At 64.1% G+C, this 15180-nt stretch carries 13 protein-coding genes; 2 read left to right on the forward strand and 11 right to left on the reverse strand.

Features of this window, described 5'->3' with window-relative positions; all coding sequences use genetic code 11:
• Positions 1-139 precede the first annotated feature (139 nt).
• From IB261_RS21100 to IB261_RS21140, 9 genes are all read right to left on the reverse strand, one after another.
• Positions 140-478, reverse strand: coding sequence for an endonuclease domain-containing protein (locus IB261_RS21100; protein WP_192381211.1), 339 nt, complete (start codon positions 476-478; stop codon positions 140-142).
• 154 nt (positions 479-632) lie between these two features.
• On the reverse strand, positions 633-2048 hold the full coding sequence (gene fleR, locus IB261_RS21105; RefSeq protein ID WP_081519272.1) for a sigma-54-dependent response regulator transcription factor FleR: 1416 nt from the start codon (positions 2046-2048) through the stop codon (positions 633-635).
• Between the two features lie 5 nt (positions 2049-2053).
• Positions 2054-3283, reverse strand: a complete 1230-nt coding sequence (locus IB261_RS21110; RefSeq protein ID WP_412548074.1) for a sensor histidine kinase — start codon at positions 3281-3283, stop codon at positions 2054-2056.
• Between the two features lie 122 nt (positions 3284-3405).
• A complete protein-coding gene (locus tag IB261_RS21115) occupies positions 3406-4881 on the reverse strand; it encodes a sigma-54 dependent transcriptional regulator (protein ID WP_192381210.1) in 1476 nt (491 codons plus the stop codon).
• Positions 4882-5150: 269 nt separating this feature from the next.
• Positions 5151-5447: a flagellar protein FliT gene (gene fliT, locus IB261_RS21120; protein WP_151187847.1), complete on the reverse strand. Its 297-nt coding sequence runs from the start codon at positions 5445-5447 to the stop codon at positions 5151-5153.
• Between the two features lie 26 nt (positions 5448-5473).
• A complete protein-coding gene (gene fliS, locus IB261_RS21125) occupies positions 5474-5854 on the reverse strand; it encodes a flagellar export chaperone FliS (protein ID WP_081519269.1) in 381 nt (126 codons plus the stop codon).
• A gap of 137 nt (positions 5855-5991) precedes the next feature.
• The gene (fliD, locus tag IB261_RS21130) at positions 5992-7392 is read right to left on the reverse strand and encodes a flagellar filament capping protein FliD (RefSeq protein ID WP_081519268.1); all 1401 of its coding nucleotides are present in this window, start codon (positions 7390-7392) and stop codon (positions 5992-5994) included.
• A 101-nt stretch (positions 7393-7493) separates the two neighbouring features.
• Positions 7494-7835, reverse strand: a complete 342-nt coding sequence (locus IB261_RS21135) for a flagellar protein FlaG (RefSeq protein WP_081519267.1) — start codon at positions 7833-7835, stop codon at positions 7494-7496.
• Positions 7836-7913: 78 nt separating this feature from the next.
• Positions 7914-9059: a flagellin N-terminal helical domain-containing protein gene (locus IB261_RS21140; RefSeq protein ID WP_081519266.1), complete on the reverse strand. Its 1146-nt coding sequence runs from the start codon at positions 9057-9059 to the stop codon at positions 7914-7916.
• A 209-nt stretch (positions 9060-9268) separates the two neighbouring features.
• Here IB261_RS21140 and IB261_RS21145 point away from each other — a divergent pair, with 209 nt between their 5' ends.
• Positions 9269-10906: a tetratricopeptide repeat-containing glycosyltransferase family protein gene (locus IB261_RS21145; protein ID WP_192381209.1), complete on the forward strand. Its 1638-nt coding sequence runs from the start codon at positions 9269-9271 to the stop codon at positions 10904-10906.
• A gap of 91 nt (positions 10907-10997) precedes the next feature.
• Positions 10998-12584, forward strand: coding sequence for a methyltransferase domain-containing protein (locus tag IB261_RS21150; RefSeq protein WP_192381208.1), 1587 nt, complete (start codon positions 10998-11000; stop codon positions 12582-12584).
• Between the two features lie 295 nt (positions 12585-12879).
• Here the strand turns inward: IB261_RS21150 and IB261_RS21155 are convergent, their stop codons facing one another.
• Both IB261_RS21155 and IB261_RS21160 read right to left on the reverse strand, forming a co-directional pair.
• The gene (locus IB261_RS21155; RefSeq protein WP_081519263.1) at positions 12880-13530 is read right to left on the reverse strand and encodes a class I SAM-dependent methyltransferase; all 651 of its coding nucleotides are present in this window, start codon (positions 13528-13530) and stop codon (positions 12880-12882) included.
• A 50-nt stretch (positions 13531-13580) separates the two neighbouring features.
• A complete protein-coding gene (locus IB261_RS21160) occupies positions 13581-15176 on the reverse strand; it encodes a flagellar hook-associated protein 3 (RefSeq protein ID WP_225594636.1) in 1596 nt (531 codons plus the stop codon).
• Positions 15177-15180: the final 4 nt, after the last annotated feature.

A 15180-nucleotide genomic window follows, 5' to 3' on the forward strand; every position in this document is an offset into this window, starting at 1 on the left:
GAGGGAGAGGGGGCAGATCGGCGTGAGCGAGGAGATCGGCGGTCAGCCGGGCACGCTCTCGCAACAGAAAAAACGCCAGACATCCAGCAGGCAGAGGACAGCCCCCTCTCCCTCCGGGAGAGGGTTGGGGTGAGGGCAATCAGCCTGCGCCGGTCTCGACCATCAACCGCAGCGCCTCCAACACAACGTCAGTCCGCAGCAGAACGTCATGATTCCAGAACCGAGCCACCCGAACCCCCTGCCCCACCAGCCAAGCATCACGCTCAGCGTCACGAGCAGACTCCAGATGCTGTCCACCATCAAGCTCCACCGCCAACTGCAACTCGTGGCAGTAGAAATCCAACACGTAAATACCGCACGGCACCTGACGCCGAAACTTCAAACCGAGGAATCTGCGATCCCGCAGATATCCCCACAACCTGAACTCAGCGTCGGTTTGCCGCCGCCGCAACTGCCGCGCGAACTCCACCTCATCCACGGCTCTCCCCTCCTGTTGACTGACCAGGGAGAAAGCTCAGCGATTCTCTGGAGGCGTGCAGCCGGACACGGCGTCAACATGCCAGCGAAAACGCCGAACCCAACCAAGAAAAGGCCCGCACGAATGCGGGCCAAGAGGGGTGTCTGTCAGTGGCTCAACTGGCGTAGAGGTAAGCCTCCACATCCATGCCGGCGTCGCGCATCTGCGCGAGCTTGTAACGCAGGGTGCGCGGACTGATGCCCAGTCGCTCGGCGGCTTCCTTGCGGCGGCCGCGCTCGCTGCGCAAGGTGTCGATGATCATCTGGAACTCGCGGCGCTTGAGGTCCTCACCCAGTTGCCCGGCTTCTGCGGCGGCAGGCGACGGAATTTCGACGCCGACCGGAACCTGCGGCGCAGTCGAAACCGGAACGGCCGCCAGCACCGGGCGCGGAGCAAGACCGATGGGCGCGGTCAGGCACAGGTCGGCGGCCTGGACCTGGCCGCCCTGCTGCAGGATCAGCGAGCGCTGGATGGCATTGTCCAGCTCACGCACGTTGCCCGGCCACGGATGCGCCAGCAAAGCGGCGCGGGCGTCGTCGGCCAGGGTCACCGGCGTGTGGTTCATCTTGCGTGCGTACTTGGCCAGCAGCCGTTCGGCCAGCGGCAGAATATCGGCGGGACGCTCGCGCAACGGGCGCCAGGCCAGCGGGAAGACCGACAGGCGATAGTAGAGGTCCTCGCGGAAACGTCCGGCAGCCACTTCACCGAGCAGGTCGCGGTTGGTGGTGGCGAGCACGCGGATGTCGAGGCTGATCGGCTTGCGCGCACCGACGCGCTCCACTTCGCGCTCCTGCAGTACACGCAGCAGCTTGGCCTGCAGGGCCAGCGGCATCTCGGAGATTTCGTCGAGCAGGATGGTGCCGCCGTCGGCCAGTTCGAACTTGCCCGGCTGGGCGGCGATGGCGCCGGTGAAGGCGCCCTTCTCGTGGCCGAACAGGGTGGCCTCGAGCATGTTGTCCGGGATCGCCGCGCAGTTGATCGCGACGAAGGGTTTACCAACCCGCGGCGACTGCTGGTGGATGTACTGCGCCAGGACTTCCTTGCCGGTACCGGACTCGCCGGAGATCAGCACGGTGGAATCGCTGCGCGCGACACGGGCGGCCAGCTCCAGCAATTGCTGGCTGGCCGGCTCCAGCGCCACCGGACCTTCGCCGATACTGGCGGGAACGGCACCCAGCGCATGACGCGCCACCAGCTCCAGCAGCGCGCGCGGCTCGAAAGGCTTGACCAGGTAATCGGCGGCGCCCTGGCGCATGGCGTCCACGGCGCGATCAACGGCTCCGTAGGCGGTCATCAGCAGCACCGGCAGTTGCGGGTAGCGCTTGCGGATCAGGCCGAGCAGCTGGTGCCCGTCCATGCCCGGCATGTTCACGTCGCTGATCACCAGGCCGAAGACCTCTTTCTCCAGTGCAGGCAACGCGGCCTCGGCGCAATCGACGGCGACGAAGTCGTGCCCGCCAAGCGACAGGGTGTCGGAGAGGGCTTCACGAAGGGCGCGGTCGTCTTCGACCAGCAGGACTTTGGCGGCCATGGAAATCACTCCTCGTGGACGACGGGTTGAGCCAGGATCAGCGGCAGGATCAGGGTGGCGCAGGTACCGACACCAGGACGCGAGCGCAGGCGCAGCTCGCCCTGGTGGGCCTTGACGACGGCTTTCACCACGGCCAGGCCGAGGCCGGTGCCGGTGGTCTTGGTGGTGAAGAAAGGCTCGCCCAGGCGCGCCAGGGTTTCCGCGCTCATGCCCGGGCCGTTGTCGCTGATCGACAGGCGCAGGCTGTTGTCGCGCTGATACAGGTGCACCTTCAGGCGCACGTCGCGGCCGGCGGCCTGGATAGCGTTCTCCACCAGGTTGAGCACGGTGCCGACCAGGGTGTCACGGTTGCACAGCAACTCGCCGACGCGGGCGTCGCACTGCCAACGCAGGTTGAGGCCGGCGACATGGGACTCGGCGGCAGCGCGCAGGCTGGCAAACAACTGGTTGGGCGCGAGGCGATCCGGCAGCGGCAGCTCGCCGCGGGCGAACACCAGCATGTCGCGCACCTGGCTTTCCAGTTCGTGCAGGCGCTCCTTGATGCGCCCGGCGAAGCGCTGCTGATGCTCGACCGGCAGCTCGCCCTCGCTCAGGTGGCCGGCATAGAGCATGGCGGCGGACAGCGGAGTACGAATCTGATGAGCCAGGGAGGCGACCATCCGGCCCAGGGCGGACAAGCGCTCGTGGCGGGCGAGCTGGTCCTGCAGGCGACGGGTTTCCGTCAGGTCATTGAGCAGGATGAGCTGGCCGGGCTCGCCGTTCAGCGGGCGGATGGCAATGGACACGCGACGTCCATCGCGCAGGGAAACTTCGTGGCCGTCGTCGGCACGCGGGGCGAAGCTGCGGGCAATGACTTCACGCCAGAGCATGCCCACCAGCGGTTTGCCGAGCAGCGCGACCGCCACCGGATTGGCGTCGCGCACCACGCCTTGACCGTCGATCATGATGACGCCGCCGGGCAGCACGTCGAGCAGGCTCTGCAGGCGGTTGGCCTGACGCTCCTTCTCCGCCAGCTCCTGCATGCGCTGCGCGCTGACCAGCGCCAGCTCGCCCTTCAGCTCGGTGACGCGGGCTTCCAGCAGGCTGTAGGACTGATTGAGCTGGCTGGACATCTGGCTGAACAGCTCGAAGGTCTGTTCCAGATGGGCACGGCTCTGCTGCTCCACCGGCACCTGCAGCGGTTCTGCCGGCAGTTGCGGAGCAAGGTCAGTCTGGCGATTGGTGGCGGGCATCATGCGGGTTTTCCTCATCCGTCCGACGGCGTGAATCTGTCGGTCGGATGAGTCTTAGCAAACCCCGTGCCTAAAATTTACTCGTTATATTTCAATAACTTGAAAAAACGAGTCAGGCGAAGGCGTCAATCCTCCGCCATTTCCTCTTCGCGGCGACTCATGCCGTACTTGCGCATTTTCTCCACCAGGGTGGTACGGCGGATGCGCAGGCGTTCGGCGGCACGGGCGACCACGCCGCTGGCGTCGTCCAGCGCCTGCTGGATCAATCCCTGCTCGAGGTTGGCGAGGTAATCCTTCAGGTCGATGCCCTCGGCCGGCAGCATGGCCGGCGAGTCGAGGCCCGGAAGGCCGGCGGTGATCGCCGCGCGCTCTTCCAGCTCCTCGCGCAGGCTGGTTGCCAGCTGCTCGTCCTCGTCGTCGACGTGGCGGAATTTCTTCGGCAGTTCGCCCACGCCGATCACGCCGTAGGGGTGCATGATCGCCAGGCGCTCGACGAGGTTCGCCAGTTCGCGCACGTTGCCCGGCCAATCGTGGCGGCAGAGCGACATGATGGCGGCGGAGTTGAAGCGGATCGAACCGCGCTTCTCGTGCTCCATGCGCGAGATCAGTTCGTTCATCAGCAACGGGATGTCTTCCACGCGCTCACGCAGCGGGGCCATCTCGATGGGGAAGACGTTGAGGCGGTAGTACAGGTCTTCGCGGAAGCTGCCGTCCTCGATCATCTTCTCGAGGTTCTTGTGGGTCGCGGCGATGATGCGCACGTCCACGTTCTGCGTCTTGTTGCTGCCCACGCGCTCGAAGGTGCGCTCCTGCAGCACGCGCAGCAGCTTGACCTGCATCGGCAGCGGCATGTCGCCGATCTCGTCGAGGAACAGGGTGCCGCCGTTGGCCAGTTCGAAGCGCCCGGCACGGGTGGTGATGGCGCCGGTGAAGGCGCCCTTCTCGTGGCCGAACAGTTCGCTTTCCAGCAGCTCTGCCGGGATCGCGCCGCAGTTGACCGGCACGAAAGGCGCGTCGCGGCGCTTGGAGTGGTAGTGCAGGTTGCGCGCCACCACTTCCTTGCCGGTGCCGGACTCACCGAGGATCAGCACGCTGGCGTCGGTGTCGGCGACCTGCTGCATCATCTGCCGCACGTTCTGGATGGCGCGGCTGGTGCCCACCAGGCTGCGGAACAGGTTGGGCTCGCGCTGGCGGCCACGCTCGCGGGCCTGGTCGTACATCTCGCGGTAGACCTGGGCGCGGTGCAGGGAATCGAGCAGCTTGTTGTAGCTGGGCGGCATCTCGAGGCTGGCCAGCACGCGGCGGCGCAGCTCCTCGGGCCACTCGTTGGGCACCGGCTCGCCCATCAGCAGGACCGGCAGGTACTCGTCCCAGGACGCGAGCTGCTTGAGCAGCTCCAGCGCCCCGCCCTTGCTCTCCACGGCGCCGACCAGTACGCAGAGCACGTCACGGCTGCCGTTGGGAAGCGGGTCGACGACCTGGCGCCAGTCGCGGCTGCTGCAGGACAGTTGGTCTTCACCCAGGAAGCTGATGATCACCGAGAGGTCCCGGCAACGGTCCTGGTTGTCATCGATCACGAGGATTTTCGTTTCGCGCCACATCTTAGCTTGTCATCCCGGGCTTGAAGGCCGTACTACGGCGGCTGACACGATCTGGCCACAGCACAATTTCCTCGTGCTAGCCAGCATTTGGCCACTAGTTAAGTCAAAATTGTGGCTCGAGTCAAATTTATGGCGTGTTTTTTTTGGTGCGGCCCGACGAAGGGTGTTGATCCCTGTCATGGCAACTGAAATGGAGCGTAGTTCGAAGCAGAGACGGCGGCCACCGGCACCTGGCCGATCACCGCCGAAAGAGAGCCGATCCGAATGGATCAGCCGAACATCTGGTAGACCTTGGCGCCCTGGTGCGAACGGTTGACGCGGACGATCTCGGTGGCCACTTCCTCACGCTGCCGGGTGACAGCCTGGACCAGTTCGCGATACAGCGCCAGCAACCCTTCGAGGCTGCGCTTGAGATCGCTGTCGTCATCCAGCGGTTCGACCATGGCGGCGTCGACGTGCTCGCGACACTGGAGGTCGAGTTGAGCAACGGCTTCCCAGTCTTCCTGGGCCAGCGCCGCGCCCAAAGCAAGGCGGGTCTGTTCGATCTGCTGGACGGCGAGAGTCATGTTCGGTATCTCCTGGCGAGCGGCGATCACTGCGGAATCGCGTCCCAGCCTTCCTTGATGGTGCGCAGCAGGCCGGATACTTCGTCGAGAACTTCGACTTCGTTGCTGCGGTTGGCGTCGCCCAGGCGACGACTCATGTAGTCGTACAGGTTGGCATAGTTTTCCGCCAGCTCACCACCGGCTTCGAAGTTCAGCGCTTCGCGCAGGCCGCCGATGATGGCGGTGGCCTTGCCGATCAGCATGCCTTTCTGGGCGAACTGCTCGCGCTCCATCGAACCGCGGGCCTGGGCGATGCGGCTCAGGCCGCCTTCCATCAGCATCTGGATCAGACGGTGGGGAGAGGCGTCGTGCACCTGCGACTGGTTGTTCACGTTCTGGTACTGACGCAGTGCGGCCGAAGCGTTCATCTGATTTCCCCTTGATTCGCTGAACGATCAAATCGTCGATATTCAAAGTATCGGCGCGGGCGGGAAAAGCTTTAGGCAAAAATCTGCACTGGCGTACTGCCCCGCAGCCCGCCCTTGAGAGGCGGACCACCGAAGCGTCAGCTGTCGGAACTGCTGGCCTTGTTCAGCGCGTTCAGCGTGGTCAGCACGCTGGACTTGGTGGCGTTGAGCTGGGCGACCAGGGTGTCCATGGCGGTGTACTTCGCCATGAGCGTCTCGGTCAGCTTGGTCATGCGGGTATCCAGTTTGGTCGACTGGTCGGCCAGGTCGCTCAGGGTGTCGTTCAATGACGCCTTGCGCTGGTCAAGCAGGCCGTTGCTCTTGGTGTAGAGGTCCATGCTGCTGCTCATGCGATTGAGCAGGCCGCCATCACCGGTGAAGAAGCCCTGCACCGAGGCGAAGTTCTTCTCCAGGGCGGCGTCGAGCTTGGTGTCGTCGACGTCCAGGGTGCCATCGGTCTTGGTGGAGATGCCCAGCTGCGACAACAGCTTGATCGAGCCGCCCTCCGTAGAGGAGCCGACCAACTGGGTGCGCAGCGTGTTGAGCAGGTTGCGGGTCATCGAGTCGCTGGCCAGCGAAGCGGCCGAGGTCGTCGGGTTGCCGCTGGAGTCCGTGGTGGTGGTGACCTTGGTCAGCGAATTGATGCTGGTCATCAACGCGTTGTACGCCGAGACGAAAGACTGGATGGAAGTCTTCAGGCCGTCGGTGTTGGTATCCACGGTGACGGTCGACTTGCCCGTGGCGACCAGGTTGAGCTCCACGCCGCTGATGGCGCTGGAGATCTTGTTCACCGAACTGCTCATTTCCAGGCCGTCGATGGTGTACTTGGCATTCGCCGCGGGCGCGCTGACATAGCCGCCGGCGGTGGCCGACGCCTTGGTGCCGGCACCGTCGATCTTGAGCACATCGAGGCTCGAGTCGCCGCTGGTGGCTACGCTGATATCGCTGCCTGCACCGGTGACACTGGACCCCAGAACCAGGCGCGGGCCGCTGGCATCAGTGATGATGTTGGCGGTGAGGCCCTGGTCCTTGAGCTGGGTATTGATGCTGTCGCGGATGTCGGACAGGCTCGCTCCCGCCTTGACGGTGACGTTGTAGGTGCTGCTGCCCTGGGTGATCGTCAGCTTGCCGGCACCGAAGCTGGCGGACTTGTCGATATACTGGGTAGCGACCTTGGAGCTGGTGGCCAGACTTTCCACATCGATGGCATAGGTACCGGCGGCAGCGCCGGTGCCCAGGGTGGCAGTCAGGGCATCGGCGTTCGACGACTTCACGGCCAAACCAGCGAAGGAGTTGGCGTCGTTGAGCTTGCCCATGGCCGTCTGGAAGGTATCCAGGGCACTCTGCAGCGAGCCGATACCGGACAGCGTGGTATTGGTCGCGGTCTTCTGGGTGGCGATCTGGTTCGATTTGGGCGCCTTCTGCGCATTCACCAAAGCAGTCACGATGGAGTCGATGTCGTATCCCGACCCTACGCCATTGATCGAAGTCCCGGCCATTTGCCTACCCTCCTGTCCAAATTTCTGACGGTTTTCTGATTGCCGCCTGCGTCTTGTGACGCTTCATTCAAGAATCGCGCCAGAGCCCTCAAAGCTCGGGATCAGGCGCGTTCACTGAACAGCAGATTACCCGCTTCCTTCAGGCTTTCTGCCAACTTGAGCGCAACTTCCGAAGGAATCTGGCGAATCACCTCGCCGGTATCGGAGGCCACGACCTTCACGACGGTTTCGCCGCTGGCGTCGTCCACCGAGAACTCCAGGTTACGCTGCACCGACTGGGCCTGCTCGCGCAAACGGCTGACGGCTTCGTTCAGGTTGCGACGGTTGTTGGCCGCCGGCGATTCCTTGGCGCTCTGCGGCAAGCTGTTGCCGCTGGCCGGCTTGCTACCCGCGGCGGCGTTGTCGGCCGGTCGCAGGGTGTTGATTCCGAGGCTGGTATCCATCAGGTATTACCCTCCGAATGCAAAGCAAGGAAGGGCGCTGAGCGCCCTTCCTTTCCGTTTATGCCTTGCGGCAACCCCTTACTGGAGCAGCTTCAGGACAGCGGAAGGCAGCTGGTTGGCCTGGGCCAGAACCGCGGTGGCGGCCTGTTGCAGGGTCTGCTGCTTGGTCATCTCCGCGGTTTCTGCGGCGAAGTCCACGTCCTGGATGGTGCTGCGTGCAGCGGTGGCGTTCTCGGACACGTTCTGCAGGTTCGAGATGGTGCTGTCCAGACGGTTCTGGATGGCGCCCAGCGAGGAGCGCTGGCTGTCGATCTGCTTCAGGGCGGCGTCGATCACCTGGGTAGCCGATTGGGCACCTTTGGCGGTCGCGATGTCCAGCGCCTGGATGGTGGAGTTCGAGGTGACCACAGCGTGCGCGCTGCCGGCACCGGTGCCCACACCTGCGGTGAAGTCCTTGCCGGAAGTCAGCGAGATGGAGGTGGTGGTGCCGCCGGTGCCAGCCGCGCCGGCCACTGCCGCTACGCCGCTGATGTTGGTGTTGATCGCCGAGACGATGTCGTTGGCGCTGGCGCCCTTGGCGTAGCTGACCTGGGTACCGTTGACGGTGACCGAGCCGGCGGTGGCTGCAACGCCGCCCGAGCCGCTGAGTACGGTGGACAGGTCCAGGGTGCCGGAAGCCAGTTGCGAGGTACCTTTCAGAGCGGTGGCGCTCATGTCGCTCAGGGTGAAGCTGACGGTTTCGTTGGCGTTGGCGCCGACCTGGAAGGTCAGGGTGCCGTTGGTGCCGGCGGTGCCGTCGAGCAGCTTGATACCGGAGGTGCCGCCACCGAAGGTGGTGGTCTTGGAGATACGGGTCAGTTCAGCGGTCAGCGACTTGAACTCCTGGTTCAGCGAGGTCTGGTCTTCGCTGCTGTTGGAGCCGTTGGCGGACTGCAGGGACAGCTCACGCATACGCTGCAGGATGTTGGTGGACTCCTGCAGGGCGCCTTCGGCGGCCTGGGCGATGGAGTTGGCGTCCTGGGCGTTCTTCACGGCTACGTTCAGGCCGTTGACCTGGCTGGTCAGACGGTTGGAAATCTGCGAGCCGGCGGCGTCGTCCTTGGCGCTGTTGATACGCAGGCCGGTGGACAGACGGGTCATCGAAGTGTTCAGGTTGTTGGCGGCCTTGGTCAGGTTCTTTTGAACCGACAGCGAGGCGATGTTGGTGTTGACGGTAAGAGCCATGACGAATTCCTCGTGTTAGGGCTAAGTGGCCTCCCTGCCCGTTTGATTCGAAATGGCGTGGAGAACCTTCGTTAGGGTTATCGTCCCAAGTCGGACGGGCTTTAACTTTTTTTTCGAATTTTCTTCAGACCGCTCTGTAGGCCCCGGCTGGCCTCGTTCTTGCAAAGCCCCCGGACACGCGCCAAAGCTCCGTCACCAGCAGGTTCCGCATGTCCAACCACAAGCTTCAATCCGAGATCCAGCGCCTCAGCCAGGCGTTGCAGATTGCCGAAGACCGCGAAGACCGCGCGGAACAGATCCGTCTATATGAAGCGCTGTCGAAACTGGTGCCCAACACCGCGATGGTCCACGCCAAGATCGCCCGCCTGCACCTGGAGCTGCAGGACCCGCAATCGGCGGAAGCCTGGGCCGAGCGCGCGCTCGACATGACCACCGACCCCAAGGTCGATGAAGAGCTGCTGGACACGATGCGTACTCATCGGCTGTTCATAAAGAACCTTGAGCGTGCCGAACGCTGGTACCGGGCCTCGCCGAGCCTGCCGCGCCTGGCCCTGTACTGCGCCGCGCTGAGCCTGCGCAAACGCTTCGACGAAGCCGAGGCGCTCTATACCCAGGCACTGGAAAAGCCGCTGGAGCCATGGCAGCAGAGCATCCTGCTCGGCCTGCTGGGCACCCTGTACTTCGAGTGCGGGCGCTTCCATGACAGCGTCGCCTGCCATCAGCTGACGCTGGAACTGGCCCCCAACTACCTGTTCGGCCCCTTCAACCTGGCACTGTCCCTGGAGCAGGTGGCGCGCTACCAGGACGCCTACCGTCTCTATATGCAGACGCTGGAGAAGATGCCGGAGCATTCGGGCACGCATAACAACCTGTCGCTGCTGCAACTGCGCCTCAAGCAGTTCGATGTCGGCTGGCCGCACTACGAGGCGCGCTGGAAGACCTCGCTGAAGGAGCACTACCAGGAATTCAATACGCCGCGCTGGCGCGGTGAGCCGCTGGAAGGCAAGACCCTGCTGGTCTGGGCCGAACAGGGTATCGGCGACCACGTCATGTTCGTCAGCATGCTGCCGGACCTGCTCAAGCTGGGCGGCCAGGTGCATGTCGAGACCTACGATCGTCTCTGCCCACTGCTGCAGCGCAGCATGCCGGGCCTGTCGATCATCCAGCGCGAAAGCACCGGCCAGGTCCACAACGGCCAGCGCATGATGCACCGGCAGACCTGGCCACGCAGTGACTACCAGATTCCCATGGGCAGCCTGGGCGAGTTCCTGCGCCCTACCCTCGCCTCCTTCGCCGGTACCCGCGCCTTCCTCAAGGCCGACGAGCAGCAGACCCAGGCCAAACGAGCCGAGTACCAGCGTCTGTTCCCCGGTAAACGCCTGGTGGGCATTTCCTGGCGTGGCGGCACCGATACTGCCAACGACATGCAGAGCCGCCGCATCGAGATGCAGGAACTGGCGCAACTGGCAAAGCTGGACAACGTACAGCTGATCAACCTGCAGTACGGCAATACCGAGCCGGAGCGCGCCGAAGCCGAGAGCCTCGGGCTGCATATCCACCATGACGCCGCGGTCAATCCGCTCAAGGACATGGATGCCCAGGCCAGCCAACTGGCCGCGCTGGACGCCGTGCTGAGCATCGACAACACCACTGTCCACCTCGCCGGGGCGCTGGGCGTGCCGACCTTCGTGCTGCTCCAGCTCAATCCGAACTGGCGCTGGGCCGTCGACGATGCGACCAGCTACTGGTACCCATCCGTACAACTGATCCGCAACCGCGAGCTGGGCCGCTGGGGCGAAGCCCTGGACCAGGCCGTGCAGCGCATGCGCGGGAGTGGCGTGCTATGAACGCCGTCCGCGCCAACACCTTTCAACCGGCCCGCCCGTGCGGCGCCTGCCAACCCTGATCGCCAGCGACTCCGCTTGGAGGAGAATCCCAGTGTCCCAACCTTTTGAAGCCCGCATTGCCCAGGCTCAGCAACTGCAACAAAGCGGTCAGCGTGAAGCGGCCGTCGCCGCCTTCCGCGAGTTGCACGGCGAACGTCCTGATGACCTGCCGGTGCGCCTGAGCCTGGCCATCGCCCTGGGCGAGCTCGGCCAGAACAACGACGAAGCCCTCGACCACCTGCTGCATATCCAGCAGGCGGTGCCTGACAACGCCGCGGTGAACAGCCTGCTCGGCCGCCTGCTGGTGCGCCTGCGTCGCTACGACGAGGCCCACCCCTACCTGCACCTGGCGGTGCAACTGGATGCGGAAGACTTCGAGGTACGCAACACCCTGGCGACCCTGGCGCTGTTCCAGGGCCACCTGGAAGAGGCATACCACTGGCTGGCCAGCCTCTCCACCTACGAGAAGCGCGCTGACACCGCTGACCTGCTGGCGCAGCTGGAGATGCTCCAGGGCATGCGCCAGGCCGAGGCCAGCAGCTTCTTCGGCAAGGCCCGAGTGTTCGCCCGTTCCAGCCACGCAGCGACCGTCGGCGGCCCTCCCGGCGCCAAGGCGATCATGGAGAACAACCCGAGCCAACGCGACGACCTGCTGGCGGTCACCGGCTGGCAGCGCATCGAAGCCGGCACCCTGAACCTGCAGGCGCTGTTCGATCCGAAAGACCTGGTGCAGAAGATCGCCCCGCTGTTCTTCGAATCCGGCAACGGCATCATCTACGCGGCGCCCTACGAGCACGTGCCCTATATCCGCATGGGCTACTTCTACTACCAGGGCTTCCTGCAATACGAAGGCCGCCACGCTCCGGTGCTGATCCGCCGCGCCGCCGTGCCAACCTCACCGGACGTGCTGGAGGTCTGGGCCGAGCACAACCTGCGCGAGCAACTGAATCTGGTCGACGGTAACGACGTGCTCTGCTATCTGCGCAGCCCCGACGCCGCGCCGGAAGAGAGCCAGTGGCGCGACTGCAAGCTGGACGTGCACGAGAACTTCTTCTCACAGTCCCAGGTATTCGGCGCCAACAAGGAGCTGTACCAGGGCCATGAGGGCTGGGACCTTCCGGGCGCCCGCCCGACCCTGTTCCGGATGAACCGCTACGCGCTGGATAAATGGCTCTCGCCGACCGACCGCGTGCTGGACATCGGCTGCAACATCGGCTGCTTCGGCATCGAAGTGGCGCAACAGGTTGGCAGCTACCTGGGCTTCGACAACAACGACTCGCTGATCCGCATCGCCGACCGCCTGGCGCAGCATCACAAGGTGGAGAACTGCGAGTTCCGCACCTGCACCTATGAAGACTTGCGCGCCAGCGACCCGGGCCTGTTCGACGTGATCTTCTCGTTTGCCGTGCACGTGTGGATCGGCAAGCCGATGCCCGACTACGTCGCCGACCTCAAGAGCCTGCTCAAGCCCGGCGGCATCGTGGTCATAGAGAGCAACGACTTGCGGATGAACGACACCAAGTTCTTCGCCAACATGCGCCACTTCTACGAGCAGGGTTTCTTCCTGCTGTACCAGGGCCAACTGGTCGACGACAAGGTTCACCATCGCGGCTTCTGTGTGTTCAAGCGCCTGGACTGACAGAGCGCGGCAACGAAAAAGCCCGGCGTTTGCCGGGCTTTTTCTTGGACACTTGGCAGGAGCGAATCGCTCTGTCGATTTGCGTTGGTCTGCGGGTATGCCTCGGAGGATTTCGCAGACAAGGTCCGTATCTACGAAAACTGAACTGTAGGAGCGCGCCTTGCGCGCGATCGCGGGCATGGCCCGCTCCTGCAGGGGGAGCGCTTGGGTTAGCCGAGCAGGTCTGCTCCTGCCCATTGCGCACGAACAAGAAAGCCTCCACTCGGGAGGCTTTTCTGTTGACTGCGCAAGCGGCTCAGTTGGCGATGACGAACGTCTCGCTGGCCTGCCACATGTCGCCACTCCACTGCGGAAAACCGGTGGCCTGACGCCAGGCGGTGGAACAGATCAGGCAGGTCGTGATGCCGGGGAACTCCGGTGTGATGCAGTCCAGCATGCCCTTCCACCACAGCGGCTGGCGTACGGTGATGTGGGCGTTCTCACCGTTGGGCAGCAACGCCTGGGCCGGATAGCAGGCGACGTTGAGGATCACCAGGCGCTCAGCGCAGGAGTAGATGTCACGCAGGACCTTGGGCACGTCGGCAACGAAGATGTGCTCGAGTACGTCGAAGGACACCACGCAGTCGACTTTCCGGCGTTCGTCGATGCCACGCGCAGGCTCGTAGCGGTAAGCCCCTTCGAGGTTGAAGTACTGCACGGCGGACTGGCCATTGTCATCGAAGCCGGGCTGGGTCCAGTCGGAGCCGCCGCAACCGTAGTCCAGCACGTTGCGAATAGCATGGTTCTGCAGTATCTCGCGGACCTGGGGACGGAACGGGCGTAACTCGAAGTCGCTGAAGGCAACGTCGACGTGCTGCTCGTCGTTGCGATCGTAGCCTTCGCGCGCCATCTGCCCGTACATCTCGATCAGTTGGCGGCCCTTGGCGCTGAAGTTGATATCACCCATGTGTGGTTCTTCCCGAGTGGGGCCCGCCGCTTTCGGGCGGGCCGGAATGATCAGAGTTTGTTGAACAGACTGAGCTGGCTGATCCGCGCGAACGCCGCCTGGGCCGCTTCGAGCATGGTCTGCTGCAGCACCAGCTGCGAGGTCGCCGCGGCCATGTCGGTATCGCGGATCGACGACTGCGTAGTGGTGTTGGTCAGCGCCAGGCTCTGGTTTTCCTGGTTCAGCACATCGATGGTGTTGAGCCGCGCACCAATGGACGACTGGGTCGCCAGCACCTGGTCGCTGGCCTTGTCGAGGTTGGTGAGCGCAGTCGCGACCATGTTGCGGATATTCAGCTGCGCCTGCGGGTTCCCACTGGTAGAGGTATCCAGCGCGGTCCGCAGATCGCCGATGGTATTGAGGATGTTCTGCCGCTCCGGAGAGCTGGCAGTGACGGAGAACTGATCACCGGTCGCCGGGGCGGCGCTGAGGGTCATGTCCACGCCGGCCACGGTCACCGTTTGCGGGAAGGTCGCGCCCAGCGTGCCGGTGGACAGCGGTGTGGCGCCCTGGCTGGTGGGCAGCGCGTAGACCTCGAAGTCGGTGGCGCTGGTGAACTTGAGCTGCACGCCGCTGCTGGGGAACTGCGTGGTGTAAGCGGTGTTGTTGCTCACCGTGGTGGAGGTGATCTGTGCCGTGGAGGTGTTGGTGGCGCTGCGCTTGACCGACAGGGTGTCGGGCGCGGTACCGAAGCTGAAGCTGTAGCCGTTGACCAGGCTGTCCACCGTGCTGGCGTCGTCGCTGGAAGGCAGCGATACGTCCAGCTGGAACTGCGCACCACGGAAGTTGATGGCGTTGCTGTCGGTGGAGGTCGAGTCGTAGGTGCCATTGGTGGTGGCATCGCTGGTGACGTCGTTGCCGTCCTTGTCGAGGATCTGGTACTGCGTGCCGCTGAGCACGTTCAGCGTGTAGGGCGCGCCATCACGGAAGCTGGCGTTGTAGTTGCTGTCGCTGGTCACATTGCCCTGGGACAGGAAAACACGCTGCACACCGTCGGCGCTCGGATTGCTGGTCACCGAGCTGATGGTGCGGCTGGCGTTGGCCGCCATCTCGAAGATGCTCCAGCCGTTGTCGTTGGTGGACAGCGTCAGGTTGTCGGAGATCTGCAGTTTGAGGGTGCTCTGGTCGCCCTGGTAGCTGAAGCTGCCGTCGGCGTTCTGCACGAAGGGCTGCACGGTGCTCTTGCTGCCGGAGAACAGGTAGTTGCCGCTGGCGTCCTTGCTGTTCATCAGGGTCAGCAGCTGGTTCTGGATTTCGCCCAGCTCATCGCTGATGGCGCCACGGTCCTCGTCGGTCATCGAGCCGTCGCCGGCGCGCAGGGTCAGTTCGCGGGCGCGCTGCAGGGCGGTGGTGATGGAGTCGAGGACGCTCTGTTCCTGGTTCAGGCTGTTGGTCGCGGACGTCATGTTGCCGCTGTACTGGGTCAGCAGCGCCTGCTGCTGCTCCAGCTGCAACAGACGCGCGGCGCCGACAGGGTCGTCCGCCGGAGTCTGGATACGCGTGCCGCTGGAGATCTGCTCCTGCAGCTTGGCCAGGCTGGCATAGCCGCGGTTGTAGTTGTCGATGTTCGAATTGAAGATCTGCGGGGTGGAAATTCGCACAACCATTTCA

Source organism: Pseudomonas sp. PDM20, from assembly GCF_014852575.3.
Lineage (GTDB): Bacteria > Pseudomonadota > Gammaproteobacteria > Pseudomonadales > Pseudomonadaceae > Pseudomonas.

Bases quoted from the DNA above. Each gene is read 5' to 3' on its own strand.
- fleR (WP_081519272.1), bottom strand. From the start codon at position 2,048: ATGGCCGCCAAAGTCCTGCTGGTCGAAGACGACCGCGCCCTTCGTGAA.
- IB261_RS21110 (WP_412548074.1), bottom strand. From the start codon at position 3,283: ATGATGCCCGCCACCAATCGCCAGACTGACCTTGCTCCGCAACTGCCG.
- IB261_RS21115 (WP_192381210.1), bottom strand. From the start codon at position 4,881: ATGTGGCGCGAAACGAAAATCCTCGTGATCGATGACAACCAGGACCGT.
- fliT (WP_151187847.1), bottom strand. From the start codon at position 5,447: ATGACTCTCGCCGTCCAGCAGATCGAACAGACCCGCCTTGCTTTGGGC.
- fliS (WP_081519269.1), bottom strand. From the start codon at position 5,854: ATGAACGCTTCGGCCGCACTGCGTCAGTACCAGAACGTGAACAACCAG.
- fliD (WP_081519268.1), bottom strand. From the start codon at position 7,392: ATGGCCGGGACTTCGATCAATGGCGTAGGGTCGGGATACGACATCGAC.
- IB261_RS21135 (WP_081519267.1), bottom strand. From the start codon at position 7,835: ATGGATACCAGCCTCGGAATCAACACCCTGCGACCGGCCGACAACGCC.
- IB261_RS21140 (WP_081519266.1), bottom strand. From the start codon at position 9,059: ATGGCTCTTACCGTCAACACCAACATCGCCTCGCTGTCGGTTCAAAAG.
- IB261_RS21145 (WP_192381209.1), top strand. From the start codon at position 9,269: ATGTCCAACCACAAGCTTCAATCCGAGATCCAGCGCCTCAGCCAGGCG.
- IB261_RS21155 (WP_081519263.1), bottom strand. From the start codon at position 13,530: ATGGGTGATATCAACTTCAGCGCCAAGGGCCGCCAACTGATCGAGATG.
- IB261_RS21160 (WP_225594636.1), bottom strand. From the start codon at position 15,176: ATGGTTGTGCGAATTTCCACCCCGCAGATCTTCAATTCGAACATCGAC.